20 protein-coding genes and 1 pseudogene are annotated in these 23,882 nt (G+C 66.9%); 13 read left to right on the forward strand and 8 right to left on the reverse strand.

Annotated elements, in window-relative coordinates; all coding sequences use genetic code 11:
• The gene (gene nbtS, locus ABZ293_RS18105) at positions 1-1,314 is read left to right on the forward strand and encodes a nocobactin biosynthesis salicylate synthase NbtS (protein ID WP_355181870.1); all 1,314 of its coding nucleotides are present in this window, start codon (positions 1-3) and stop codon (positions 1,312-1,314) included.
• 118 nt (positions 1,315-1,432) lie between these two features.
• Here the strand turns inward: nbtS and ABZ293_RS18110 are convergent, their stop codons facing one another.
• Positions 1,433-3,052, reverse strand: coding sequence for an AMP-binding protein (locus ABZ293_RS18110; RefSeq protein WP_355181872.1), 1,620 nt, complete (start codon positions 3,050-3,052; stop codon positions 1,433-1,435).
• Between the two features lie 151 nt (positions 3,053-3,203).
• On the opposite strand from ABZ293_RS18110, the gene ABZ293_RS18115 reads away from it, so the two are divergent.
• The 4 genes from ABZ293_RS18115 (at position 3,204) to ABZ293_RS18130 (ending at position 9,643) form a co-directional block, all read left to right on the forward strand.
• Positions 3,204-6,737: an amino acid adenylation domain-containing protein gene (locus tag ABZ293_RS18115; protein ID WP_355181874.1), complete on the forward strand. Its 3,534-nt coding sequence runs from the start codon at positions 3,204-3,206 to the stop codon at positions 6,735-6,737.
• Between the two features lie 74 nt (positions 6,738-6,811).
• The gene (locus ABZ293_RS18120) at positions 6,812-7,690 is read left to right on the forward strand and encodes an oxidoreductase (RefSeq protein ID WP_355181876.1); all 879 of its coding nucleotides are present in this window, start codon (positions 6,812-6,814) and stop codon (positions 7,688-7,690) included.
• 124 nt (positions 7,691-7,814) lie between these two features.
• A complete protein-coding gene (locus tag ABZ293_RS18125; RefSeq protein ID WP_355181878.1) occupies positions 7,815-8,285 on the forward strand; it encodes a carboxymuconolactone decarboxylase family protein in 471 nt (156 codons plus the stop codon).
• A gap of 266 nt (positions 8,286-8,551) precedes the next feature.
• Positions 8,552-9,643: a 3-deoxy-7-phosphoheptulonate synthase gene (locus tag ABZ293_RS18130; protein ID WP_355181880.1), complete on the forward strand. Its 1,092-nt coding sequence runs from the start codon at positions 8,552-8,554 to the stop codon at positions 9,641-9,643.
• A gap of 112 nt (positions 9,644-9,755) precedes the next feature.
• Here ABZ293_RS18130 and ABZ293_RS18135 read toward each other — a convergent pair whose 3' ends face one another.
• Positions 9,756-10,325 (reverse strand): GNAT family N-acetyltransferase, encoded by a 570-nt coding sequence (locus ABZ293_RS18135; RefSeq protein ID WP_355181882.1) that lies wholly within the window; start codon positions 10,323-10,325, stop codon positions 9,756-9,758.
• 106 nt (positions 10,326-10,431) lie between these two features.
• Here ABZ293_RS18135 and ABZ293_RS18140 point away from each other — a divergent pair, with 106 nt between their 5' ends.
• Entirely contained in the window at positions 10,432-11,352 is a 921-nt protein-coding gene (locus tag ABZ293_RS18140) for a sigma-70 family RNA polymerase sigma factor (protein WP_355181884.1), read from the forward strand.
• 50 nt (positions 11,353-11,402) lie between these two features.
• Here ABZ293_RS18140 and ABZ293_RS18145 read toward each other — a convergent pair whose 3' ends face one another.
• On the reverse strand, positions 11,403-11,606 hold the full coding sequence (locus tag ABZ293_RS18145; RefSeq protein WP_355181886.1) for a hypothetical protein: 204 nt from the start codon (positions 11,604-11,606) through the stop codon (positions 11,403-11,405).
• Positions 11,607-11,780: 174 nt separating this feature from the next.
• Here ABZ293_RS18145 and ABZ293_RS18150 point away from each other — a divergent pair, with 174 nt between their 5' ends.
• Positions 11,781-12,968, forward strand: coding sequence for a pyridoxal phosphate-dependent aminotransferase (locus ABZ293_RS18150; RefSeq protein ID WP_355181888.1), 1,188 nt, complete (start codon positions 11,781-11,783; stop codon positions 12,966-12,968).
• On the opposite strand, the gene ABZ293_RS18155 is transcribed toward ABZ293_RS18150, so the two are convergent.
• Positions 12,965-13,615 carry a trimeric intracellular cation channel family protein gene (locus ABZ293_RS18155; RefSeq protein ID WP_355181890.1) on the reverse strand — a complete coding sequence of 217 codons (651 nt, stop codon included), beginning with the start codon at positions 13,613-13,615 and terminating at the stop codon, positions 12,965-12,967. The genes ABZ293_RS18150 and ABZ293_RS18155 overlap by 4 nt on opposite strands.
• Before the next feature lie 220 nt (positions 13,616-13,835).
• Complete coding sequence (locus tag ABZ293_RS18160) at positions 13,836-14,480, reverse strand: LysE family translocator (RefSeq protein WP_355181892.1); 645 nt, start codon at positions 14,478-14,480, stop codon at positions 13,836-13,838.
• 314 nt (positions 14,481-14,794) lie between these two features.
• On the opposite strand from ABZ293_RS18160, the gene ABZ293_RS18165 reads away from it, so the two are divergent.
• The 4 genes from ABZ293_RS18165 to ABZ293_RS18180 all read left to right on the forward strand — a co-directional run bounded on the left by ABZ293_RS18165 (position 14,795) and on the right by ABZ293_RS18180 (position 19,359).
• Positions 14,795-16,453 (forward strand): DNA repair helicase XPB, encoded by a 1,659-nt coding sequence (locus ABZ293_RS18165; RefSeq protein ID WP_355181894.1) that lies wholly within the window; start codon positions 14,795-14,797, stop codon positions 16,451-16,453.
• 98 nt (positions 16,454-16,551) lie between these two features.
• The gene (locus ABZ293_RS18170) at positions 16,552-17,220 is read left to right on the forward strand and encodes a DUF3239 domain-containing protein (RefSeq protein ID WP_355181896.1); all 669 of its coding nucleotides are present in this window, start codon (positions 16,552-16,554) and stop codon (positions 17,218-17,220) included.
• Positions 17,221-17,260: 40 nt separating this feature from the next.
• Positions 17,261-17,896: a LysE family translocator gene (locus tag ABZ293_RS18175; RefSeq protein ID WP_355181898.1), complete on the forward strand. Its 636-nt coding sequence runs from the start codon at positions 17,261-17,263 to the stop codon at positions 17,894-17,896.
• Between the two features lie 50 nt (positions 17,897-17,946).
• Complete coding sequence (locus ABZ293_RS18180; RefSeq protein WP_355181900.1) at positions 17,947-19,359, forward strand: M1 family metallopeptidase; 1,413 nt, start codon at positions 17,947-17,949, stop codon at positions 19,357-19,359.
• 3 nt (positions 19,360-19,362) lie between these two features.
• Here ABZ293_RS18180 and ABZ293_RS18185 read toward each other — a convergent pair whose 3' ends face one another.
• Positions 19,363-20,184 carry a hypothetical protein gene (locus ABZ293_RS18185; RefSeq protein ID WP_355181902.1) on the reverse strand — a complete coding sequence of 274 codons (822 nt, stop codon included), beginning with the start codon at positions 20,182-20,184 and terminating at the stop codon, positions 19,363-19,365.
• A 304-nt stretch (positions 20,185-20,488) separates the two neighbouring features.
• Between ABZ293_RS18185 and ABZ293_RS18190 the strand changes: the two genes are divergently transcribed.
• On the forward strand, positions 20,489-21,016 hold the full coding sequence (locus ABZ293_RS18190) for a hypothetical protein (protein WP_354959195.1): 528 nt from the start codon (positions 20,489-20,491) through the stop codon (positions 21,014-21,016).
• Here ABZ293_RS18190 and ABZ293_RS18195 read toward each other — a convergent pair whose 3' ends face one another.
• Positions 21,017-23,290: a helicase-associated domain-containing protein gene (locus ABZ293_RS18195; RefSeq protein ID WP_355181944.1), complete on the reverse strand. Its 2,274-nt coding sequence runs from the start codon at positions 23,288-23,290 to the stop codon at positions 21,017-21,019.
• Positions 23,291-23,552: 262 nt separating this feature from the next.
• On the opposite strand from ABZ293_RS18195, the gene ABZ293_RS18200 reads away from it, so the two are divergent.
• Positions 23,553-23,741 carry a hypothetical protein gene (locus ABZ293_RS18200; RefSeq protein ID WP_062988419.1) on the forward strand — a complete coding sequence of 63 codons (189 nt, stop codon included), beginning with the start codon at positions 23,553-23,555 and terminating at the stop codon, positions 23,739-23,741.
• 59 nt (positions 23,742-23,800) lie between these two features.
• On the opposite strand, the pseudogene ABZ293_RS18205 reads toward ABZ293_RS18200, so the two are convergent.
• Positions 23,801-23,882: pseudogene (locus ABZ293_RS18205) on the reverse strand (hypothetical protein); the annotation flags it as partial.

A 23,882-nucleotide genomic window follows, 5' to 3' on the forward strand; every position in this document is an offset into this window, starting at 1 on the left:
TTGTCGATCACGGAGCGCTTGCGCGTTGAGTATGTGACCGATCCGGCGGCAGCGATGTCCCGGCTGGCGGCGGCCGAGCGCTTCGGCGAATACGTGGTGTACGAGCGGCCCGGCGAATGGGTATTCGCAGCCGACCCCCTGGGCGGCGTTGAACTCGACGCGAATGAATTGCGCGTGAGTTGGGACGGGCGCGTTACGGCCGGTGCGTGGGAGGGCAGTCCGGCCAGTGTCATCGACCGTGCACTCGGCATGCTGCCGCTGGGTGGGCGCCGGGCCTACGGCTGGATCGGATTCGAATTCTGCGCATGGGCATTGGATGCGACCGCACATCTGGATCCGCGAACGGCGCTGGCCCATTTGATGATTCCGCGCATCGAGGTGCGGGTCGGCGCATTCGGCGTCCGGATCTCCGGTGCCACCCCCGCCGAGGCCAACGACATTCACGATCTCATTGCCGCCTCGCAGAACACCGAATTGCCGCGGGCGCAGCCGGTCGATGTGCGCCTGGATCCGACCGGATATCGCGACCGGGTCACCGAGGCGGTCGCGGAGATCCGTTCCGGCCGTTACCAGAAGGTCATTCTGTCCAGAAAGGTCGATCTGCCCTTCGCAGTCGACGTACCGGCCACCTACCGGCTCGGCCGTGCCAACAACACTCCCGCACGGTCGTTCCTGCTGCGCCTCGGTGGGCTGGAGGCGGCGGGATTCAGCCCGGAACTGGTCGCCGCCGTCGATGAGGATCGGGTGGTCACCACCGAGCCGCTCGCCGGAACCCGTGCCTTCGGCCTCGGTGCGGCGATCGATATGGCGGCTCGTGCCGACCTGGTCACCGATCCCAAAGAGATCGTGGAGCACGCGATTTCGGTCCAGACCTCCTTTGCCGAGATCGCCGCGGTGGCCGATCCGGGCACGCCCGCGGTCTCCGATTTCATGGCGGTTCGCGAACGCGGCAGCGTGCAGCATCTGGCCTCCACCGTGCGGGGACGCCTCGCGGCGGACCGCACCAGTTGGGATGCGCTGGAGGTGCTCTTCCCGTCGGTCACCGCGTCCGGCATTCCGAAGCGGGCGGGCGTGGATTCGGTATTCCGACTCGACGGTGCGCCGCGTGGTCTGTACTCAGGTGCCGTCGTGACGGTTTCGCCGTCCGGTGCGATGGAGGCCACGCTGGTGCTGCGCGCGGTCTATCAGACCACCGAGGGCGCCTGGCTGCGTGCGGGCGCTGGCATCGTCGGGCAGTCGCGGCCGGACCGGGAATTCGAGGAGACCTGCGAAAAGCTGGGCAGTATCGCCCCCTACGTCGTCAAAGCGTCATAGCAGACCCATCAACTTCGGGGTGGGCTCCGAATATCTGCCGGGGCAACCCGGTTATCGGCGACATCCGGGTAGATCGGGGGCGGCGTAGGTCGGACTCACGCCGCCCCCGATTGTCCGATCAGGCGTGTCCGGCGCGCAGGGCCTTCTTATCGATCTTGCCGACGGCGGTGATCGGGAGCCGGTCGGCCCGGCGCACCAGGTCCGGCAGCTTGTAGGTGGCCAGACCGCGATCGGTCAGGAAGGACTTGAGCTGGGCCAGGGTCGGCATCTCGCCGTCGACGACCAGGACGGCGCATACCTTTTCGCCGAGTGCGGCATCGGGAAGGCCGACGGCGGCGGCATGGCGGACCGATGGATGGGCGAGCAGATGTTCCTCGAGTTCGTCGCAGGAGATGTTCTCGCCGCCGCGGTTGATGACGTCCTTGATGCGGCCGGAGACGATCAGGTGTCCGCTGGGGAGGCGGCGCACGAGGTCGCCGGAGCGGTAGTAGCCGTCGGTGGTGAAGGCGCGGGAATTGTGCTCGGGGGCGCGGTAGTAGCCACGGATCGTGTAGGGGCCCTTGGTGAGCAGTTCGCCCTCCTCGCCCGGGGCGACATCATTGCCGTCGGCATCCACGACGCGGATCTCATCGGCGGGGGAGAGCGGGCGGCCCTGGGTGGTGCAGACGAGCGCGGCGCTGTCATCGAGGCGGGTGTAGTTGAGCAGGCCCTCGGCCATGCCGAATACCTGTTGCAGTTGTACGTCCAGCGCCGGTGCCACCTCGCGGGCATTCACTTCCGCGAGCCGGGCGCCGCCGACCTGGAGTAGTCGCAGTGAGCCGAGCTCGGCGTCCTCCCATTCGGTTGCCGCGCACCAGAGTTGGGCCAGTGGCGGCACCACCGCGGTGACCGTGACCCGATGGCGGGCGATCGCGGCGAAGGCGCTCTCCGGACTCGGATCGGTCGTGAAGGCAACGGCCGCGCCGACCGCGACGGTGCCGAGAATGCCGGGACAGGCGAGCGGAAAGTTGTGTGCGGCGGGCAATGTCGCGAGGTATACGTCGTCCTCGGTCAGTCCGCAGATCTCCGCGCTCGCGGTGGCGTTGTAGACGTAGTCGTCGTGGGTGCGTGCGATCAGTTTGGGCAGGCCGGTGGTGCCGCCGGAGACCAGCATCAGTGCGATATCGCTCGGGTCGATGGTCGGCAGCGAACCGCCGTCGCGGGGAATCGAATTCAGATCGGTGCAGCTGCCGGGGTCGCCGAGTACGAGAATGTGGCGCAGGGTGGGCACGGCCGTGCGAACGGTTTCGGCCAGTTCGCGGTAGTCGAAGTCGCCGAACCGGTCGGCAATGATGTAGGCGACCGCCTCGGAAAGTCCGGCCAGATGTTCGATTTCGGCCCGACGGTGGGCGGGCAGGGTCAGTACCGGAATGATTCCGGCGCGCAGCAATCCGAACAGGACGGTCAGGAACTGCGGGACATTCGGCAGCTGTACGACCACGCGGTCGCCCGGCGCGATCCCGAGCGCGAGTAGACCGTGTGCCATCCGGTCGGCCTCGGCATCGACCCACGCGTAGCTGCGGGCGCTGTCCGCATCCAGCAATGCGGTTCGGTTCGGATGCTGGGTCGCGGTCGTGCGCAACAGGTCGCCGAGCGGCCGGCCGGTCCAGTAACCGGCCGCTCGATACGCCTCGGCGTCGGCAGTCGGAAAGGGGACGTAGCCGTCGCGATGGGTGGGCCAGGTGGATGTCGAAGTCACGGTCTGCCTCACAGATGCCTGGAACTTGATCTACTGCCTGATGATCAGGTCTCCTAAGATAGGTTAGGCAACCCTATCTCAATGCGATAGGCTGCCGCCGAGCAGTCTCGATCCGCCGAATGCGGCGGCGACCAAGGAGTGACAGCGGCAGATGGAGCCAGCACAGCGACCGGGGAACGGGGCGGGGACGACGATCGGCCGGGAGGAAATCCGCGCCGCGATCGCTGCGCAACTCGACGTAGCCGTCGAGACGATCGGCTTCGGCGACGATCTGATCCAGTTGGGGCTGGACTCCATCCGGACCATGAAACTGGCCGGGAGCTGGCGTAAGCGCGGTATCGACATCAACTTCGCGCTCTTGGCCGCGAACCCGACGGTGGACGGGTGGCATGAATTGCTCGGCGGATCCGGTGGAGATGATGCTCAGCCGGATCCGGACGTATCGGATGCCGATGCGGTGGTCGATCGGGCCGACGACGACACCCCCTTCGCGCTCGCGCCGATGCAGCACGCGTACTGGATCGGGCGCTCCGAATCCCAGGAACTCGGCGGCGTTGCGGCGCATCTGTATGTCGAATTCGACGGTGCGGGCGTCGATCCCGCCCGGCTCGAGCGGGCCGTCGACGCGCTGGTGCTGCGGCATCCGATGCTGCGCACGCGATTCCTGCCCGACGGCACCCAACAGACCATGGCTCGGCCGGGTCGCCCGGTGTGGACCTGCACCGATCTGCGTGAGCTGCCGTCGGATGCGGCCGAGCGCAGGCTGGAGTCATTGCGGGAGCAGAGAACTCATCAGCGGATGGCGGTCGAGGACGGCCAGGTCATCGGTATCGCGTTGACATTGTTGGCGGACGGCCGGACCCGGCTGCACCTCGATGTCGATATGCTCGCCGCCGATGCGATGAGCTACCGCATTCTGATCAGCGACCTGGCACGGCTCTATCACGGCGAATCGCTACCGCCGCAGACCTATACGTTCCGCCGCTACCTCGCGGAGCACCCGAGCGGTACCGGTGCCGAACACGAGCGGGACCGACAGTGGTGGCAGCAGCGGCTGCCCGAACTGCCCGGCGCGCCGGAACTGCCACAGGCGTCGGGGGTTTCGGGAGCCAGCCGTACCGTGCGGCACCACCGCTGGCTCGCGCCCGCGGCGAAGGCGCGGATATTCGAGGCCGCGCACGCTCGCGGCATCACCCCGGCCATGGCACTGGCATCGGTATTCGCCGAGACCATCGGCGGCTGGTCGGCCCAGCGTCGGTTCCTGCTCAATCTGCCGCTGTTCCATCGCGAACCGGTGCATCCGGAGGTCGACGGCGTGGTCGGCGACTTCACCTCGTCGGTATTGCTCGAGGTGGATGTGACCGAACCGGCGACCGTCACCGAACGGGCGCGGGCGCTACAGGCGAAGCTGCATGCGGCGGGCGCGCATACGGCGTATTCGGGACTGGAGGTGCTGCGCGACCTCGGGCGCCAGCGCGGTGAGCCGGTACTCGCACCGATCGTCTACACCAGTGCGCTCAATCTCGGTGAACTGTTCGCCGATACCGTGACCGAGACCTTCGGCGATCCGGTCTGGATCATCTCGCAGGGTCCGCAGGTGCTGCTGGACGCGCAGATCACCGAGGTGCGCGGTGGGCTGCTGCTGAATTGGGATGTGCGCGAATCCGCCTTTCCCGCGGGCGTCGTCGAGGCGATGTTCGCGCGCTATATCGATGCCATCCTGCGACTGGCCGGAGATATCGGGTCCGGTGAAATATCGTCGGCGGCCGGTTGGGATGCCGAGGCGGCACTGCGGATTCCGCTGGAGCAGGCCGAAACCCGCGCCCGGGTCAATGCCACCGCCGGACCGGTCAGCGCAGGATTGCTGCACACCGGCTTCTTCGCCAATGCCGCAACGAATCCCGATGCGCCCGCGCTGATCTGGGAACCGGGCGGTGTCGTCTCCTACGGCAAACTCGCCGCCGAGGCGCTGTCGGTCGCCGGTGCGCTGCGCGATGCCGGTGTGCTGCCGGGTGATTCGGTCGCGGTTCAGCTGCCGAAGGGGCCCGACCAGGTGGTGGCGACCCTCGGTGTGCTTGCCGCGGGCGCGGTCTACGTACCGATCGGCTTCGACCAACCGGTCGCACGGCGCGCGGAGATTCTGCGCATCGGCAATGCCGTCGCCGCCGTGACGGTCGGCGATGAGCAGATCCCGGAGGTCGGCACCGTCGCCTTGGCCGCGGCTCGGGCCTATCCGAAGCCGTTGGCGCGCCACATCTTCGGTGATCCGGAAACCATCGCCTACATCCTGTTCACCTCCGGTTCGACCGGTCGGCCCAAGGGTGTGCAGGTCCCGCATCGTGCGGCCATGAACACCATCGACGACCTGAACGAACGCTTCGAGGTCGGCGCCGAGGATCGCGTGCTCGCCCTCTCGGCACTGGAGTTCGACCTGTCGGTGTACGACATCTTCGGCCTGCTCAGCGCGGGCGGCGCGGTGGTCGCGGTGGACGATGCACAGCGCGGCGAACCGGCCGACTGGGTGGAACTGATTCGCCGCCACCAGGTTTCGGTGCTCAACTGTGTGCCGAGCCTGCTCGATATGTTGCTCACCGCCGCCGCGGGTGCGCCGCTCGGCTCGCTGCGCACCGTCATTCTCGGCGGCGACTGGGTCGATATCGCCCTGCCCGGTCGGCTCGCTGCGGTGGCGCCCGCTGCCCGCTTCGCCGGGCTGGGTGGTGCCACCGAAACCGCCATCCACTCCACCATCTGTGAGGTCGTCGACGGTGCGGTGGCCGCGGAATGGGCCGCCGTGCCCTACGGCACTCCGCTGCGCAATGTGCAGTGTCGTGTCGTCGGCCCGACCGGTCACGACTGCCCCGATTGGGTGACCGGTGAACTGTGGATCGGCGGCGACGGCGTTGCGGCGGGCTATCGCGGCGATCCGGAACGTAGCGCCGAACGCTTTGTGGTGCATGACGGCATGCGCTGGTACCGCACCGGCGATCTGGCCCGCTATCTGCCCGATGGCACACTGGAATTCCTCGGCCGCGCCGATCATCAGGTCCAGATCCGCGGCTACCGGGTGGAACTCGGTGAAGTCGAGAGCGCGCTGCGCCAGGTCCCCGGCGTCCGTCACGCCATTGCCGCCGTGGTCGGCTGCGCCGCGCCGAAACTTGTCGCCGCCCTTGTCCCCGAGGCGAATACCGAAGTGGTGCCGGAGTCCGTACTGGTGGCCGCGGCGGAGCTCCTGCCCGCCTACATGATTCCGACGCGATTGGAAATTCTTGCGGAATTGCCGCTGACCTCGAATGCCAAACCGGATCGCAAGGCCGTGCGCGCCGTGCTCGAACGCGCCGATGACACAGTCGAATTCGTCGTGCCGCGCACCGCTCTGGAACGCGCGCTCGCCGATATCGTCGGCACGGTCCTCGATCCGGCCCGGGTCGGGGCCACCGACGACTTCTTCGCCCTCGGCGGTGACTCCGTCCTGGCCACGGCGGTGATCGCCCGTGTCCGTGAGTGGCTGGACACACCGGAGGCGATCGTTGCCGATCTCTTCACCGCCCGCACCGTGGCGGGTCTGGCCGCGCGCCTGCTCGACCGCGAAGCCGACCGGGGTGTGACCGGAAGGTTGGAGCGGGTGGCCGGGATGTATCTGGAGGTGGCGGCGATGAGCGACGATGAGGTGCTCGCCCAGGTTTGACGGTTGTCCTACGCTGCGGCCCGGGCGGGTCGCAGCGGATGAGACTTGTCCCACACCGGACTAGACTCTCCCGCATGAGCAGGTGGGATCTGTCGAATATGCCCGATCAAAGTGGCCGGAAGATCATCGTCACCGGCGCGAACAGCGGGTTGGGGGCGGTGACCGCGCGTGCGCTCGCGGGAGGCGGTGCGCAGGTGATCTTGGCGTGTCGAAATGTGGCCAAGGGTGAGCACGTGGCCGGGGATATCGGGCCGCTGGCCTCGGTGCGCAAACTCGATCTTGCGGATCTGGCCTCGGTGCGTGAGTTCGCCGATGGGGTGGACCAGGTCGATGTGCTGATCAATAACGCCGGGGTGATGGCGCTGCCGGAGCAGCGCACCGCCGACGGATTCGAAATGCAGATCGGCACAAATCATCTCGGACACTTCGCGCTGACCGGTCTACTGCTGGACAAGATTTCGGACCGGGTGGTCACGGTGTCCAGCGGGATGCACCGCCTCGGGAAGATCGATCTCGAGGATCTGAACTGGGACCGCCGCAAGTACCAGCGCTGGCCCGCCTATGGTCAGGCCAAACTGGCCAATCTGATGTTCGCCTACGAGCTGCAGCGCAGGCTCACCGCGGCGGGTTCGTCGAAGCTCTCGGTGGCCGCGCATCCCGGTTATGCCGCAACGGAACTGCAGTCGCATACCGAGTCCATCCAGGACACGGTCATGACATGGGGGAACCAGCTGTTGGCGCAGAGCGCCGAAATGGGCGCGCTGCCAGAGATCTACGCGGCCACCGAATCGGTCGAGCCGGGCGCGTTCTACGGTCCGCTCGGCTGGGGTGGAATGCGTGGCTATCCGGGGCGCTGCGGTTCGAGTGCGGCATCCAAGGATGAGCCGGTCGCGCGCGAGCTCTGGGAGTTGTCGGAGAAGCTGACGGGAGTCACCTACAGCTTCGGCGAATGACCGCATCTCAGTTGGTCGATTCGGTGGCCGAGGCTGTATGACTCACGTCACATGCAGTGATGTCACACCTCGCCGGGGCGCGTCGTCCTCTCTGTGAACCCATCCGAATGGAAAGGCACAGATCATGGAACAGCGCTTCAACCTCTACGCCAACCCGGTCGCCGGCAGCTTCGTCAAGCGCCTCACCACCGCAAGCAAGGTGATCGACGGATCCGAATTGCCCGCCGCCACCTATGAATTGGTCAAGATCCGCGCCAGCCAGATCAATGGCTGCGGCTACTGCACGGATATGCACACCAAGGATGCCGCGCACGCGGGCGAAACCTCGGTGCGGCTGAACCTGGTCGCCGCCTGGCACGAGGCCACTGTCTTCACCGATGCCGAACGCGCCGCCCTCGCCCTCACCGAGGAGGCCACCCGCATCGGTGACGGCCGCAGTGTCAGCGATGAGACCTGGGCGCAGGTGCGCAAGCACTACGACGACGATCAGACCGCCGCTCTCATCGCGGCCATCGCGATGATCAATGCCTGGAACCGGATGAACGTGATCGTTCGCACTCCGGCGGGCGACTACCAGCCCGGCCAGTGGGGGTGAGCCGGCCCGGATCTGCCGCAATCCGGCTCGGGCGCAGCCGGCTGGGTGGCGGTGCCGAAAGTTGGCCACGGCGTCACTCGGAGGTTGCACCTGGTACTGTCGGCGTCGTGCAGCGCGTGTATTTCTGGTTTAGCAACCCGGCCCTGGGTGGGCCGGTCTGCGGCAACCGCATGCGCTGACTGCACCTCCACCCCGAGCCGGATGAAGACCGGCTCGACGGGTTCGATATCCGTGGGTCGGCCTTGAAGTAAAGGAACCCACAAACGATGACTACCGCAGCCGACATAGACGCGCGGCATTCCGATCTCGACGACCAACGCACCCTGAGTGTGAGCCCATTGCGCTCACCTGCCGAGGTGCGCATGGTCCACCCGATCACCGATCCCCTGGCGGATGTGGTCCGCGCCGGTCGCAGGGCCACGATCGATGTGCTCAACGGCGACGACGATCGCCTGATGGTGATCGTCGGGCCGTGTTCGGTACACGATCCCGTCGCCGCGCTGGACTACGCCCGCCGCCTGGCTGCCAAGGCGGCCGAGCTGAACGACCGGCTGCATGTGGTGATGCGGGTCTACTTCGAGAAGCCGCGCACCACCCTCGGCTGGAAGGGGCTGATCAACGATCCGCACCTGGACGGTTCGTTCGACGTCAATACCGGTCTCGGCATCGGCCGCAAGGTGCTGGTCGATATCACCGCGCTCGGCCTGCCGGTGGCCTGTGAATTCCTCGACCCGATCACCCCGCAGTACATCGCGGATCTGGTCTCCTACGGAGCCATCGGCGCGCGCACCGCGGCCAGCCAGGTACACCGCCAGCTGAGCAGCGCGCTGTCCATGCCGGTCGGCATCAAGAACGGCACCGACGGCGATGTGCAGGTGGCCGTCGACGGTGTCCGCGCCGCCGCGGCCAGCCACGTTTTCCCGGGCACCGATCTGGACGGCCGCTCGGCGCTGATCCGCACCACCGGCAATCCGGACTGTCACGTGATCCTGCGCGGCGGCAGCACCGGTCCGAACTACGATGCCGCCTCGGTCGCCGAGGCCTGCATCCGGCTGGAGAAGGCCGCGCTGCCGCAGCGGATCGTGGTCGATGCCAGCCACGGCAATAGCAATAAGGATCACAACAAGCAGGTCGATGTGGTCACCGATATTGCGGGCCGGTTGGCCGCGGGCGAATCGGGCGTGGTCGGGGTGATGCTGGAGAGCTTCCTCGTCGCGGGCCGCCAGGATCTGACCCTCGGTCACGCCGATGCGCTGACCTACGGCCAGTCCATCACCGATGCCTGCATCGATTGGGACACCACGGCCGCCCAGCTCGACCGGCTCGCCGACGCGGTGCAGCAGCGCCGCACTCGCTGAGCACCGCGCCCGCCCCGGTGAAAGCCGGGGCGCGGCTACGGCTTTCGGCGTGATCTGGCGACCACGCCGAGGATATCGCCGGAGCAGACGGTGTCGCCGTCGAAGCCCGCGGTCAGATTCCGGGCGGCCAATCCGCGGCCGGGCCGGGCGGGTCCGTCGCCAGCCGCCCGGCCAGCCACATATCGCGGCGGACGCCACGCTGGACGCCGCCGAGCCGGGTCATGCCCTCGTAATGAAAGCCGTTGCGGCGCACGGCGGCAGCCGAGGCGTGGTTGCCGACGAAGGCGCGCCAGCCGATCCGGGCCAGCGCCAATCCGTCCGGATGGAAGCCGAATTCGCAGACGAGCGCGATCGCGCGCGACATCACCCCGCGACCGCGCTGTGCGGACGCGAGCCAGAAGCCGATCTCTGAGGTCGACGCATCACGTTGGCCGAGGTTGATCATGCCGACGACCGGACCGTCGGCGCGCAGCCGGATCGCCCAGATCGGGCCGCGGGCGGCCCAGCCCGGCGTGACCATCTCGTCGAGGAAGGCCTCGGCATTCGCCCGGTGATACGGCACCGGAATCGTCACCCACTCGGCGATGGTGGGCTCCTGACAGCAATCGACAATGTCGTCGATATCGGCCTCGGTCGGCCGCGACAGCCAGACGGTGCCATCGGTGAGCGGGTGATCCTGCATTCGATCATCGTGTCATGCAACCCCCTGTCGAATCATGTGGATTTCGCATGACGGCCGGTCCATACCGCGATCAGAGGACGATCGCGCAGACCGTAGAATAGGACCGATGGTTTCCGCTCTGCTCGCCGATCTGTTCGAATCGCATCGGGCGCATCTGCTCTCGGTCGCATACCGGCTGACGGGCAGCGCGCGCGACGCCGAGGACGCCGTGCAGGAGAGTTGGCTGCGGCTGGCCGGTGCGCATCAGTCCGAGATCGAGGATCTGCGGGCCTGGCTGACCACGGTGGTCGGCCGGATCTGCCTGGACCACTTGCGCAGTGCCGCGGTGCGCAGGGAAAGCTATGTGGGCCAGTGGCTTCCGGAGCCGGTGGTAACCGGCACTTCGCCATCGAGTACACCCGACCCGCTGGAAGCGGTGGTGCGCAAGCAGGAATGCAGCCTCGCCGCCTTGGTGGTATTGGAAAGTCTGACACCGCCGCAGCGCGTGGCATTCGTACTGCACGACGGGCTTTCGGTGCCCTTCGGCGAGATCGCGGAAATCCTTGGTGTCTCGACGGAGGTGGCGCGCCAGCTGGCCGTGCGGGCGCGGAAATCCGTCGCGCAGGCCCCGCCCCCCACTCCGAATGCCGAGCACGAGGCCGCGGTGCGGAAGTTCTTGGATGCGCTGTCCGCCGGAGATATCGGCGCGGTAGCCGCAGCGCTGCACCCGGATTCGGTGCTGATCGGCGATGCCAACGGCACCACCTCCACCGCGGTCAATATCATCGGCGGCGCGGACAAGGTCGCCCGTTTCTTCCTCGGACTGGTGCGCAAGTACGGGTTGGACGGTTCGGCAGAGCCGACGCTCGAATACGAATTCGCCTCGGTCAATGGGCAATTGGGTTTGGTCGTGCATCGGGTCGGCCCGGGCTACGGGCGCCTCGAAGGTCCGGCCCGGGTCCTCGGATTCGCCGTTCGCGACGGATTGGTCTGCGGTGTCTACGATCTCGCGAATCCGGAAAAACTGTCTCGGGTGCGCCTCGGTTGAGGCGGTGCCAGGCCGTGCCCTCATCGCCGGGCCTGACACCGCCGGTCGGGCTACGGCGTGGACGAGCCCAGGAACCAGTTCCCGGTGGACGATCCGGTGCCGCTATTGCCGGTCGATGAACCGCTGAACCAGTCGCCGGTGGAGGAGCCGAATCCGGAGATCAGTTCGTGCACGACATGTCGAACGAAACCCAGTACGGTTCCGGCGACCTCCGACGCGGCCGGATTCAGTACCAGGTCCAGATACGAGGCCATTAGCGCCCCTTTCTAGCTACCGCCTTGTGAGCGGTTTGTGAGGTAGAACACGGCGAGGCTAGCCGTCGTTGGGGAAACGCACAACCATGCAGGTAGAAGCCGCAATTCAAAAGTGAAACATAGCCTTTCGCTATCTAACGGCAACAATAGCGACCATTGGGCTACGCTCCGGGTATGCCCTCGCAACCCGCGACCGTCGCTCGCCTGCGCCCCTTTGCCTCCACGATCTTCGCGGAGATGACCGAATTAGCCGTCCGCCATGAGGCGGTCAATCTGGGGCAGGGCTTTCCGGACACCGATGGACCCGCAGGCATGCTCGAGGTCGCGCGCCAGGCCATCGCCGACGGGTTGAACCAGTACCCGCCGGGGCGCGGCATGCCGATCCTGCGCCGCGCCATCGCCGCCGACCGGGCCCGCCGCTACGGCACCCGATACGACCCGGACACCCAGGTGCTGGTCACCGTCGGGGCGACGGAGGCGATCAGCGCCGCCGTACTCGGTCTGGTGGAACCCGGCCAAGAGGTCGTACTGATCGAGCCCTACTACGACTCCTACGCCGCCGCGATCGCCCTGGCCGGGGCCCGACGGCGCACCGCCCACCTCGTCGCCGACGGGGATCGCTTCGTACTCGACCTGGACAGCCTGCGCGCCGCGATCACACCCGCGACCAGGATGCTGATCGTCAATTCACCGCACAATCCGACCGGCACCGTACTCGACCGCGCCGATCTCACCGCGATCGCCGAAATCGCCTGTGAACACGACCTATTGGTGCTCACCGACGAGGTCTACGAACATCTCGTCTACGACGGCAACGAGCACATCAGCCTCGCCACCCTGCCCGGTATGGCCGATCGCACCGTGGTGGTGTCCAGCGCGGCAAAGACTTTCAGCGTCACCGGCTGGAAAACCGGCTGGGCCTGTGGTCCCGCGGATCTCATCGACGGTGTGCTCGCGGCCAAACAGTTCATGACCTTCGTGGCGGGCGGGCCGTTCCAGCCCGCCGTCGCGCACGCGCTCAACAATGAACTCGGCTGGGTCGCGGGACTGCGGGATACGCTGTCGGAGAAGCGCCTCCGCCTCGCCGCCGCGCTGTCGGATACCGGTTTCGGGGTCAAGCAGAGCGCTGGCGGCTACTTCATCTGCGCGGATATCACGCCGCTCGGCGGCACCGACGGTCTGGCGTTCTGCCGGGAACTTCCGGGTCGGCTCGGTGTCGCGGCCGTGCCCATCAGCGTCTTCGCCGACCATGCCGAGGCATGGAAGCACCTGGTGCGCTTTACCTTCTGCAAGCGTGACGAAACCCTGGACGAGGGCGTGCGCCGACTCCGCGCGGGAGTTCGAGTGAACTCGACGACCTAGGCCCGGTCCTGTGGGCGCCGCCGAGCCTGCGGCGCGTGCCAGTCGTAGCGCAGCGCGAGCAGTCGAAATGTGATGGCGCCGAGCGCGGCACCGCCGCCGGTGATCGGGTTGTAGGCATTGAAATGCAGCAGCGTCGCCGTCGCGGCGGCCCCGAAAAGGGCTGGTACCGCATAGATCTGCTCGGGTATCAGCACACTCGGCGTCTGCCCGCCGAGCAGATCCCGGATCACCCCGCCACCGATTGCCGTGACGAGTCCGAGCAGCGTTGCCGACGGTGCGCCCAGGCCGTGGTTATAGGCGATCACCGTGCCGGTGACGCAGAACAAGCCGAGTCCGAACGCATCGGTCACTTCCAGCGGTCCGCTGGTCACCCGCGGTGATGGATGCCAGAAGAAGATGACCGCGGCCGCGATCAGTGCGGTCCACAGATAGCTGAGATCGACGAACGACGCCGGCGGGGTCCGGCCGATCACCAGATCTCGGATCACCCCGCCACCCAGCGCCGTACTGCAGGCCAAGACCACGATCCCGAAGACATCGAACCCTCGCCGCACCGCGAGCAGCGCCCCCGAGGTCGCGAACGCGACAACGCCGAACAACTCCCCGACATGCTGCACGGTGTTGACCGCGGAATCGAAATGCGCCATGTGCACACGATCACATACCCGCCGCACCGGTTGCATCGAGGCCACCGAGCACAACCGCGGCGGCGCCGCGGTTGTGTGGCGATGGTCGCATCCGCTGAGTGCTCGGTCGTGACAGTGCGTCGACGCTGTGGCTACTCGTGCCCGGCCGAGGTGACTCCATCCGCCGGGCCTATCGAGGCGATGCCGAACTCGGGGCAGGCCCGCGCGAAGGCCGGGTGGGTCAGGCGGGCATCGGGCGAGCGCGGTCGGTGGCAAGCAGTACGGCGATCCCGCCGAGCATGGTGCCCATGACATAGCGCTGGATCCGCAGCCACAGCGGGCGACCGGTCACGAAGGCGGCGATTGTGCCAGCGCCGAGCACGATCAGTCCGTTCACCGTCAGCGCCACCGCGATCTGTATCGACCCGAGGCACAGACTCTGCAACCACACCCGCCCGTGCGCGGGCACCACGAACTGCGGAATCAACGCCATGTACATGATCGCGATCTTCGGATTCAGCAGATTCGTGACCAGACCCATGGTGAACAATCGCCGGGTCGGATCCGCGGGCAGCTCGCTGGGCGCAAAGACCGAGGTCCCGCCGGGCCGCACCGCCTGCCAGGCCAGCCACAGCAGATATCCCGCCCCCGCCAACTTCACCGCCAGATACAGCCCGGGAACCACCGCGAACACCGCCGTGATCCCGGCCGTGGCCGCCGCAAGATACACCCCGAACCCGGCCGCCACGCCCCCGAGCGACACCAATCCGGCCCGCCGACCTTGGGAAACACTGCGCGAAACCAGATACATCATGTTCGGCCCTGGCGTCAGCACCATCCCCAACGCCGCCGCTGCCACTCCGAGAACCGCCGCAGTTCCGATCATGGCCCCGATCTTGACGCACATCTCCCGCGCCCGTCTCGGTCCAGTCGAGCACCGGTGGCCTGGCGTCCCGGAACAAAACAGCCGTCTCACACGCTGTATGTGCGAGGCCGACGCGAGCTATGCCCGTCGGCATTGGCCCCACACTCGCCGGGTTGTCGGTGGTGTCGGGAAGAATGGGCCGAAGTCGCACGCGCGATCGGACACGCACGCCGACGCCGTATACGAGGAGAGACGACTGTGACCGAGTGCAGCGAGGGAACCATAGACACAGCACCTCCGGTCGCAGCGGAGCCGAGCGTTAGCGCGGCGCAGCTGTGACCGACGGTCCGCTGATTGTTCAGAGTGACAAGACGCTGCTGCTCGAGGTCGACCATGAGTTGGCCGGGGTGGCGCGGCAGGCCATCGCGCCGTTCGCGGAGTTGGAGCGGGCGCCCGAGCATGTGCACACCTATCGGGTGACGCCGCTGGCGCTGTGGAATGCGCGGGCGGCGGGGCATGATGCCGAGCAGGTGGTGGACGCGCTGGTCAGTTACTCGCGATATGCGGTGCCGCAGCCACTGCTGGTCGACATCGTGGACACCATGGCCAGGTACGGCCGGTTGCAGCTGGTGAAGAATCCCGCGCACGGGTTGACGCTGGTCAGTCTGGATCGGGCGGTGCTCGAGGAAGTGCTGCGGCACAAGAAGATAGCCCCGATGCTCGGTGCTCGTGTCGATGAGGACACCGTCGTCGTGCACCCGTCCGAGCGCGGCCGGATCAAGCAGATGCTGCTGAAGATCGGTTGGCCCGCCGAGGATCTGGCGGGTTACGTCGACGGCGAGGCGCATCCGATCGAGCTGGACTACACCGGCGGCCACTGGCATCTGCGCGATTATCAGGAGATGGCCGCGGAATCGTTCTGGGCCGGTGGTTCCGGCGTGGTCGTGCTGCCGTGTGGCGCTGGCAAGACGATGGTCGGTGCGGCGGCGATGGCCATGGCGAAGGCCACAACGCTGATCCTGGTCACCAATACCGTGGCCGGACGACAGTGGCGGCGTGAACTGCTGGCGCGAACCTCGTTGACCGAGGAGGAAATCGGCGAATACTCCGGTGAGCGCAAGGAGATCCGTCCGGTCACCATTGCCACCTATCAGGTGATCACCCGCCGCACCAAGGGCGAGTACAAACACCTTGAACTCTTCGACAGCCGCGACTGGGGCCTGGTCATCTACGACGAGGTGCACCTGCTGCCCGCACCGGTTTTCCGCATGACCGCCGATCTGCAATCGCGGCGCCGGCTCGGTCTCACCGCGACCCTGGTGCGCGAGGACGGCCGCGAGGGCGATGTCTTCTCGCTGATCGGACCGAAGCGCTACGACGCCCCGTGGAAGGATATCGAGGCCCAGGGCTGGATCGCGCCGGCCGAATGTATCGAGGTCCGGGTCACCCTCACCGATGCCGAGCGAATGGCCTACGCCACCGCCGAACCGGAGGAGCGCTATAAGCTCTGCTCGACCGCGCGCACGAAAATCCCTGTGGTGGAATCGATTCTGGCCCAGCACAAGGATGCGCAGACCTTGGTCATCGGCGCATATCTCGAGCAATTGGATGAACTCGGCGCCGATCTCAACGCCCCCGTTATTCAGGGTTCGACGAAAACCAAAGAGCGCGAAGAACTTTTCGACGCCTTCCGGCGCGGTGAGATTCCGGTGCTCGTGGTGAGCAAGGTCGCGAATTTTTCCATCGATTTACCCGAAGCGTCTGTCGCGGTACAGGTTTCGGGAACCTTCGGTTCGCGCCAGGAAGAAGCGCAACGCCTCGGTCGGTTGTTGCGGCCGAAACATGATGGTGGCCAAGCCCACTTCTATTCGGTCGTCGCGCGTGACACCCTGGACGCCGAATATGCCGCGCACCGACAGCGTTTCCTCGCCGAACAGGGGTACGCCTATCGCATAACGGATGCCGATGACTTGCTGGGACCGGCCATCGGATAAGGGGTGCCCTCGCCTGCGCTCGGGCAAGCGACGGGCTTCACCCGGCAGCGTCATTTATGCGGAGGTGTCGGCTCCGATACGTATGCTAGGAATGAGACGTGCGACGCTTCGAATTCGCGGTGGACCGGCACCACGCCCATGCGGTCAACGAAGTCTTCGCCGACTTGCGTCGACTGCGCGTGATGGCGATCGCCGCCGCCGTCATCGCCGCGACCGGCACCGCATACCTGATCTGGCTGAACCATCCGTGGGCCTATCTGCTGGCCGTCGCGTTCGCGCTCGGTGCGGTGGTCGCGGTGTGGGTGGCGTTCTGGACGCCGCACCGTTCCAGCATCGATAAGCTCTACGCCGACGGTGAGCTGGTCCCCGCGGTCGTCTCGGAGACCCATCCGAGCGGGGTGGTGCTGCTCGCCCTGGTCGACGTCTCGAAACCGGAGACTCCCGAGCCGCGCTGGGCCCTGGTGATCAGGAAGGTGCGCGACCTGCCCGGACACGAGAAGCGCGCGGGCGAGCGGGTGCCATCGGTCGCGGTGCGCACCGATCGGGCGCCGCGTCAGGTCGGCGAGCGCTGGCAGTCGGTCAGCGCGATGCCGATCGCCTGGGGCACCCGGGACGGCGCGGTCATCGAGCGGGCCCGCGCGGCCATCAGCGAGGTCGAATGGCGGCTGCTCACCGATAATCTCGCGCTCGCCGACAAGGTTCGGCGCACCTCCGCCAAACGTTTGCTGCTCGACCCGCACCAGTTGCCCGGTGACCTGGGTTCCTGATCATCCGAATTCCCTTGCGCCCGCGCAATAGACTCGGTGGATGGTTCCGGCGTCAAATCTGCTGGCTTTTATCGCCGCATCGATTGTCCTCATCGTCATCCCTGGACCGGGTGTGCTCTTCACCATCGGCCGCGCGCTTGCGCTAGGCCGCCGCGCCGCCCTGGTCTCGGTACTGGGCCATGCGGTGGGCGTTTTCGTCGCGCTGCTGCTGGTCTCGGTCGGGCTCGGCACCCTGCTCTCGGCATCGGCGCTTGCTCTCACCGTGGTGAAGTTCACGGGTGCGCTGTATCTGATGTACCTCGGTATCCAGGCGATTCGCGAGCGCAAGGCGCTGCGCGAGGCACTGAACGTCAAGGTCGACCCGGCCGATTCGAGGGTGTTCCGGCAGAGCATCGTCGTCGGGCTGACCAATCCGAAGGCGATCGTCTTCTTCTCGGCGGTGCTGCCGCATTTCGCCGATCCGGCGGCGGGTTCGCTGCCATTGCAGTTCCTGATGCTCGGCACCATCTTCCTGGCTATCGCGCTGGTCTCCGATAGTGCGTGGGGCCTGCTGGCTGCATCGGCACGCGCCTGGTTCGCGCGTTCACCGCAACGGCTGGAGGCGGTCGGCGGTGCGGGTGGTGCAATGATCTTCGGTCTCGGCGCATCGGTGGCGCTCAGCGGTAGCGCCGACTGAGGCGGTTACCATCCACCCAGGTCGGGTGGGCCGGAAGGGGTGGTCATCGAATGAGGTTGTCCGGGTTGTGGTGTGCGGCGGTGGTCGGCGCGCTGGTCGCGGCTCCGGTACCCGTGCAGGCCGATCCGGTGCCCCCGAACACCGATCCGGTGGTCGGCGCGGCCGGACAGAACGACCCGTACTATCCGCTGGACGGTAACGGCGGCTACGACGCCGACCACTACGAGGTCAGCGTCGACTACGACCCGCCGAGCCACCAGCTCACCGGCTCCACTCGGATCGACGCCACCGCCACCCAGCCGCTGCGGATGTTCAACCTCGACTTCAATGGCCCCGATGTGCGCATGGTCTCGGTGAACTATCTGCCCGCCGCCTTCGACCGCAACGGCGAGCACGAACTGACCGTGACGCCACTGCTGCCGCTACTGCCGGGCCTGCCGTTCACCGTGACCGTCGACTACGCGGGCCAGGTCGCGGATACCGAGGGCGCGGGCTGGACCTATGCGCCCAATGGCGGCGCCTTCGTCGCGGGCGAGCCGCGTTCGGCGACCTCCTGGTACCCGCTCAATGACACCCCGCTGGACAAGGCCACCTTCACGCTGCACGCATCGGTGCCCGAGGAGTGGGAGGTGGTCTCCACCGGGGTGCGGACACGGAACACGGTCACCGGTGCGAAGCGCAATGTCACCTGGGAGACACACCAACCGGTGCTCGGCTACCTGACCACCGTCGCCATCGATCACTACAGCTACCTCGAGCAGCGCCGCGCCAATGGCACCCCGCTGATCAGCGCCTTCGCCCCGGATGCGGAGCGCAATCGGGAAACCGAACTGCGCCTGCCCGAAATCCTCGACTTCGCGGAGGCGCTCTACGGGCCCTATCCGTTCGACGCGGCGGGCGGCATCTACGTCGACGCGGACCTGGATTTCTCGCTAGAGACCCAGACCCGGCCCATCTACGCGCCGTGGACCGATCTGCCGACCGTGGTGCACGAAATCGCGCACCAATGGTGGGGCGATTCGGTATCGGTGCGGCAATGGTCCGATATCTGTCTCAACGAATGCTTCGCCAGCTACACCGCGGACTATTTGTGGCCGGAGCGAATGGAAGGCAAAGACGTCGACGCCGAATACCGCAAAACCATTCGGAAAAATCGTAATGAGCCGAAGTTCTGGGATATTCCTCTGGAGAACCCGGGCGCCGGAAATGAATTCACCTCCGTCTACTACCGCGGCCCGCTGTTCCTGCACGCGCTGCGCAAACAGCTGGGCGACGATATATTCTTCGCCGCCGTCCGGCAATTCAATACCGCGCACGCCTACGGCAATGCCTCGATGCCGGAATTCCGTGCCTTCATGCAGTCGAAATCCCCCACCGATCTGACCGGCTTCTTCGATGCCTGGCTGAACCGCACCACGCCGCCCTCGGACGAGTACCTCTTCCCCGGCACCCTGCGCGATTGAGAATTACTCGCCGTCGACGCGCTCGCGGGCCCGTTGCACCCAGCGCTCGGCCCGATCGAGTTGCTTCTGCGCCGAGCGCAACCCGTCCTGCGCGCCGCGCTCGGCAGTGCGGGCGAATTGCTTCTGCTGTTCGGCGTGCGCCAGTTCCGCGCGCACGGCCGCGATCCGAGATTCGCTCTCGGCCAACCGGTTCGCCGCCTGCTCGGCCTCGTCCTGTGCCGTTTCCATTGCGGTGCGGGCGGATTCGAGGGCTGTCAGCGCATCGTCGAGGTCCTGGCGCGCGTCGTCCCGCGCCGGTTTTGCCGCGGATTCCGTTGTGTCCGTTGCATCGACGGCCCGCAGCGCGGCCCCGCTCGGTCCGAAGCCTTCGTAACTCGCCGCGGTCGCCAATGTTCCGGTGCGCACCTGCTCGGCCACCTTGTCATCGGCCAGCGCCGCCGTCAGCGTCTGTCCCACCTCGCGCAATACCCCCTCGCCGACCGAATGTCCGCGGTCGGCGGCCAGCGCACCGGCGCGTCTGGCAAGCGCATTGACCACCTGCTGCCGCTGTACGGTCAGCGCGCGCAACTGATCGCCGGACAGTTCGCGCTGTGCCGCGCGCAAGGCCGTGCCCAGCCGCAGCAGTGCCTCGACATCGTCGGGTGCGGCGCGGGCCAGCAGATTCACCGTCCACGCGACTACCGTCGGTTTGCGCAATTTGCCGATGGCGGCGGCGAGTTCCTTATCGCCCGCATCCTTGGCCTCGGCGACGCGTGCCGCCCTGGCGGCGATGAACTCCCCAGGGGCGAGTGCATACAGGTCGACGGCGACCTCCTCGAGCCTCATACTTTTCAAGCGTAACGATCGGGTCGCCCGAAGCGACAGAGTGCACGTACTGGACAAACGTCCATATGTTCGAAATGCGAAAGGCATTGCCAGTGAGCTATTTAGGAATCGTGGTCCTCGCCAATCTGATCCCGAAATTCCTCAGCCTCGGGTTGTCGGGGCTGACCGGACTGCACGGGTTGTACTGAGCCGCGTCCCGGGTTGGTCGGTCGTCCGAACTGCTGATGCGGTTCGGACGACCGTGACGGTATCCTCACCGCGTTCACGACTACCGTGAACGCGTTCGGTGAGAGAGGGTTTCACGTTGAAGTTCCCAGGAACGAGGCTGCTGGCACGTCTTGTGCTCGCCCTCCTGGCGGTGGGTGCATTGGTGGCCGCGGTGACCGGTTGTTCGGCGCTCGACGATGCAAGTAAGTCCGACACCGCCAAGGCGAAGGTCGGTGACTGCATCAATGTCACCGACAGTTCGTCGACGGCCACCAAATCCGAGCCGGTCGACTGCTCCTCGGCCAAGGCGGTCTACAAGGTATTCCAGACCGCGGACAAGAAGCTCGACTGCGCTGCCGAATACACCACATACACCGAGGACCTGGTGAGCGGTAGCAAGGCCTACATGTGCCTGGCGCCGAACTTCAAGCAGGGCAGCTGCTATGCCGATGTCGGCACCAACCCGTACAAGTACGTGGACTGCTCCGCATCGGAGGCCACCTTCAAGGTGGTCAAGCGCATCGACGGCCAGGCCGACGAACTGCTGTGCGGTGCCGATGCGACCAGCTTCGTGACCGTCCCGGATCCGAAGGTCACCTTCTGCCTCGGCGCAGCCAAGGGCTGATTATTCGAGCAGCGCGACCGACGCGATCCGGTGCAATGTGAAATGCCGGATCGCGCCGGTCACCGGGTCCAGTGCGTCGAGCTGGCCGTTGCCGACCTTCAGCGGTTCGACCACGCGCTGCGACGCGACGCCCTGGGCGTCGACATAACCGATATTGACCGACCGCCGCACCCGCGCCGCCAGTTGCAGCAGCGCCAGGGTTGCGGCGGTACTGGTTCGGGTGCCATCGGTGCGTACCGCCTCGCCCTTGCGCGCGCTGGCGGCCCGCTCGCCCGCGCGCAGTTCCGTGACGAGCAGTGCCAACTGCTCGCTGCTCGGCGGCGTCGGGCGATACGGCTGCCTGGCATGCGGGCGGACGGCGATTCGGGCGCCGCGCGGGCGCAGATCCACAATGGTGCCCGCCGAATCCTCACCGGCCGGGGCGAATCCGGCCGCGCGCAGCCGTTCGAGCAGTTCGCCGAGCGGGGCCTGCGCAATGGCAACGGTGGGTGCGATGCCCCGCAGCGCCAGTTCACTCGCCACCGGCGAGGCCAGCACCTGAGCCAGCAGCGCTGGATCGTCGCTGCGCACGAACGCCTGCGCCATTCCGGCCCGTAGCTGGCCGTGCCTGCGGGCCACGTCATCGATCAGATAGGTCAGCGACTGGGGGATCGGTGTGCGGGAGTGGGTGGTGAACAGGGTATGCAGTTCGGCCGCCGTCATCCCGGCATCCAGCGCGCGCCGCACCGAGGTATCGCTGATCCGGTAAACCGTTGCCGCACCTGCGGATTCGACATCGGCGACGAGGGCGACCCGACTCTGCAATTCGGGGGTCAGCGGTCCGGGCGCGATAACCGTCAGATCCGCCTGGACCAGCACATGATCGACCGGTTCCGGCAGGGCCGATTCCATCGCGGCTTCGGCATCGGATGCGCTGGTCGGCACACCGTGCAGCAGCGCCCTGGCCGGTGAGCCGAGTGCGCCGCGCCCGATGAATCCCAGCGTCGCGGCCTCTTGCAGCGTGTGCTCGACCGCCTCGGAGCGAAAGTGCCTGCGCCACCGCGGTTGTCGCCAGGACAGAATCCGGCCGATATCGGCGGAATGCAGTGCCGCGCCGGTCGGATATTCGGCGAGCAGATTCAGCATGGTGCGCCGGTCGCGCGGTGCGTGCGGGGTGCGCAGTTCGATCGACAGTGCAGCGATCGGTTTGTCGTTGGCATCGCGCATACCGATCATCCACGGCATGCGGTCCAGGTCGAGCCAGGCCAGTGCCAGCGCCACCCAGCGGCGTGCGGGCGGAGCGTCGCGCCAGCCGTCCGCGGCCGGGGTCGGTGCCCAGAAGTCGTCGGTGGAGTCGAATTCCGGTGGCGGGTCCGGCATCCCCTTCTCGACGAGTTTGGCCGCCGCGAGCAGTTCGACGAGCAGTCCGGCGCGCGGCTCGTCGATTCCGGTCTGTTTGGCGATGCGGCGCAATTCCCGCACCCCGAGCCCACCGGCCCGCAAGGCGGGTGCGGGCGCTTGGCCGAGGGCGTCCAGAATGTCGGCGCAGTGCCGGAGCAGTTCGCCCACTTCGCCCGCCGCGACCGCGTTCACCTCGGCGGGGGTGTGTTTCGTCAGTGTCGGATCCGGCGGTTTCAGCGCGTGTGGATGGGTCACCGGCTCCCGGCGCAGCACCTGACCGACGGTGACCGGGAGTTCGACCGTCTCATCGTCGATCCAGTGCAGCAGTCGGCGGGCGAGCAGCTGCTGGATCGGGCGGTCGGCGGGCGTGCCCGGTGCGGCGTCCCTGCTGCGTCCGCGCGGGCCGGTGGCGGCCAGTTTGTCCAGCAGTGCGTGTTCGGCGGGGGAGACCGCCGCGAGGGCGGCCACCACCTCGGGCTCGGTCAGGGCGTCCGGAATCTCGGTGGCGGCGCCGATCGGCCATGGCAGCGCCTCGGCAGCGGTCGGGATCAGATGCAGATCGTCACCGTCGTTCCACATCAGCGCGCGATCGGATAAGCGGGTCAGTGCGGCATCGATCGCCGCGACCCGAACGCGATCTTTCAACTGCGAGCGCAGCGCCTTGCGGCTCATCGGCGTCCCACCCGACCCCGTCGACCGGTGCACCGCAAGGGTTTCCACGATCGCGAACTCCAGCGTGTCGAGATCGTCGGTGGCGCGCAGCACCGACGCGCGCTGCTCGGCGCGTGCCGCGAGCACGGCCATCGAGGAGGGCAGTGGTACGGCCAGATCGGGCCGGAGTTCGAGCAGGGCCACCAGCTGCGCATCGCTACGGGCCGCGAGCCAGCCCGCCAGTGATTCGGTCGCGGGCTCCCCCGCCTCCCCGGGCCTTGTGCCGGTCGTGAGTGCCGCGTGACCTACGTCGCGGGCTTGCGGTCGTGTGCCTGGCACGGCTTTGGGGTTCCCCGACGAGTTACCCATGTGCTCTCGAGATCAGTTGTCGCGTCACAGTCCGAATGTTGCCGATTTTGTCAGCCTAGTGGATGTGGACTACCCGCCGCCGGGCGACAGCGGAGGGCAGAGTGCTCGCGGGTCGCTCGCGTGCCACAATGTGGTCGTGGTGAACAAATCGAAGAAACCCTACGTCGACAATGGCTGGCCCTCGCTGGAGGACGGTGGCCACGCGGTCACCGAACTGTCATCGACTCGTTCCGGTGGGCTTTCGCCGTTCGGCGAGGACACCGAGTTTCCGGTCCCGGCCGATCAGCTGCCGTACATGCACCCGAACACGGTGATCAACCGCTGAGAACCCAGACGGAAAACCCGCGGATACGACGAAGGTCCCCGCATCACCATTGATGCGGCCACATCCCCGCCGCGTCCGCCATTGCCGCCATCGGGACCGCCGAGCGGCATGAACTTCTCCCGGCGCACGGAGGCGCAGCCA

The sequence above is a fragment of the Nocardia sp. NPDC005998 genome, assembly GCF_040614395.1.
GTDB lineage: Bacteria > Actinomycetota > Actinomycetes > Mycobacteriales > Mycobacteriaceae > Nocardia.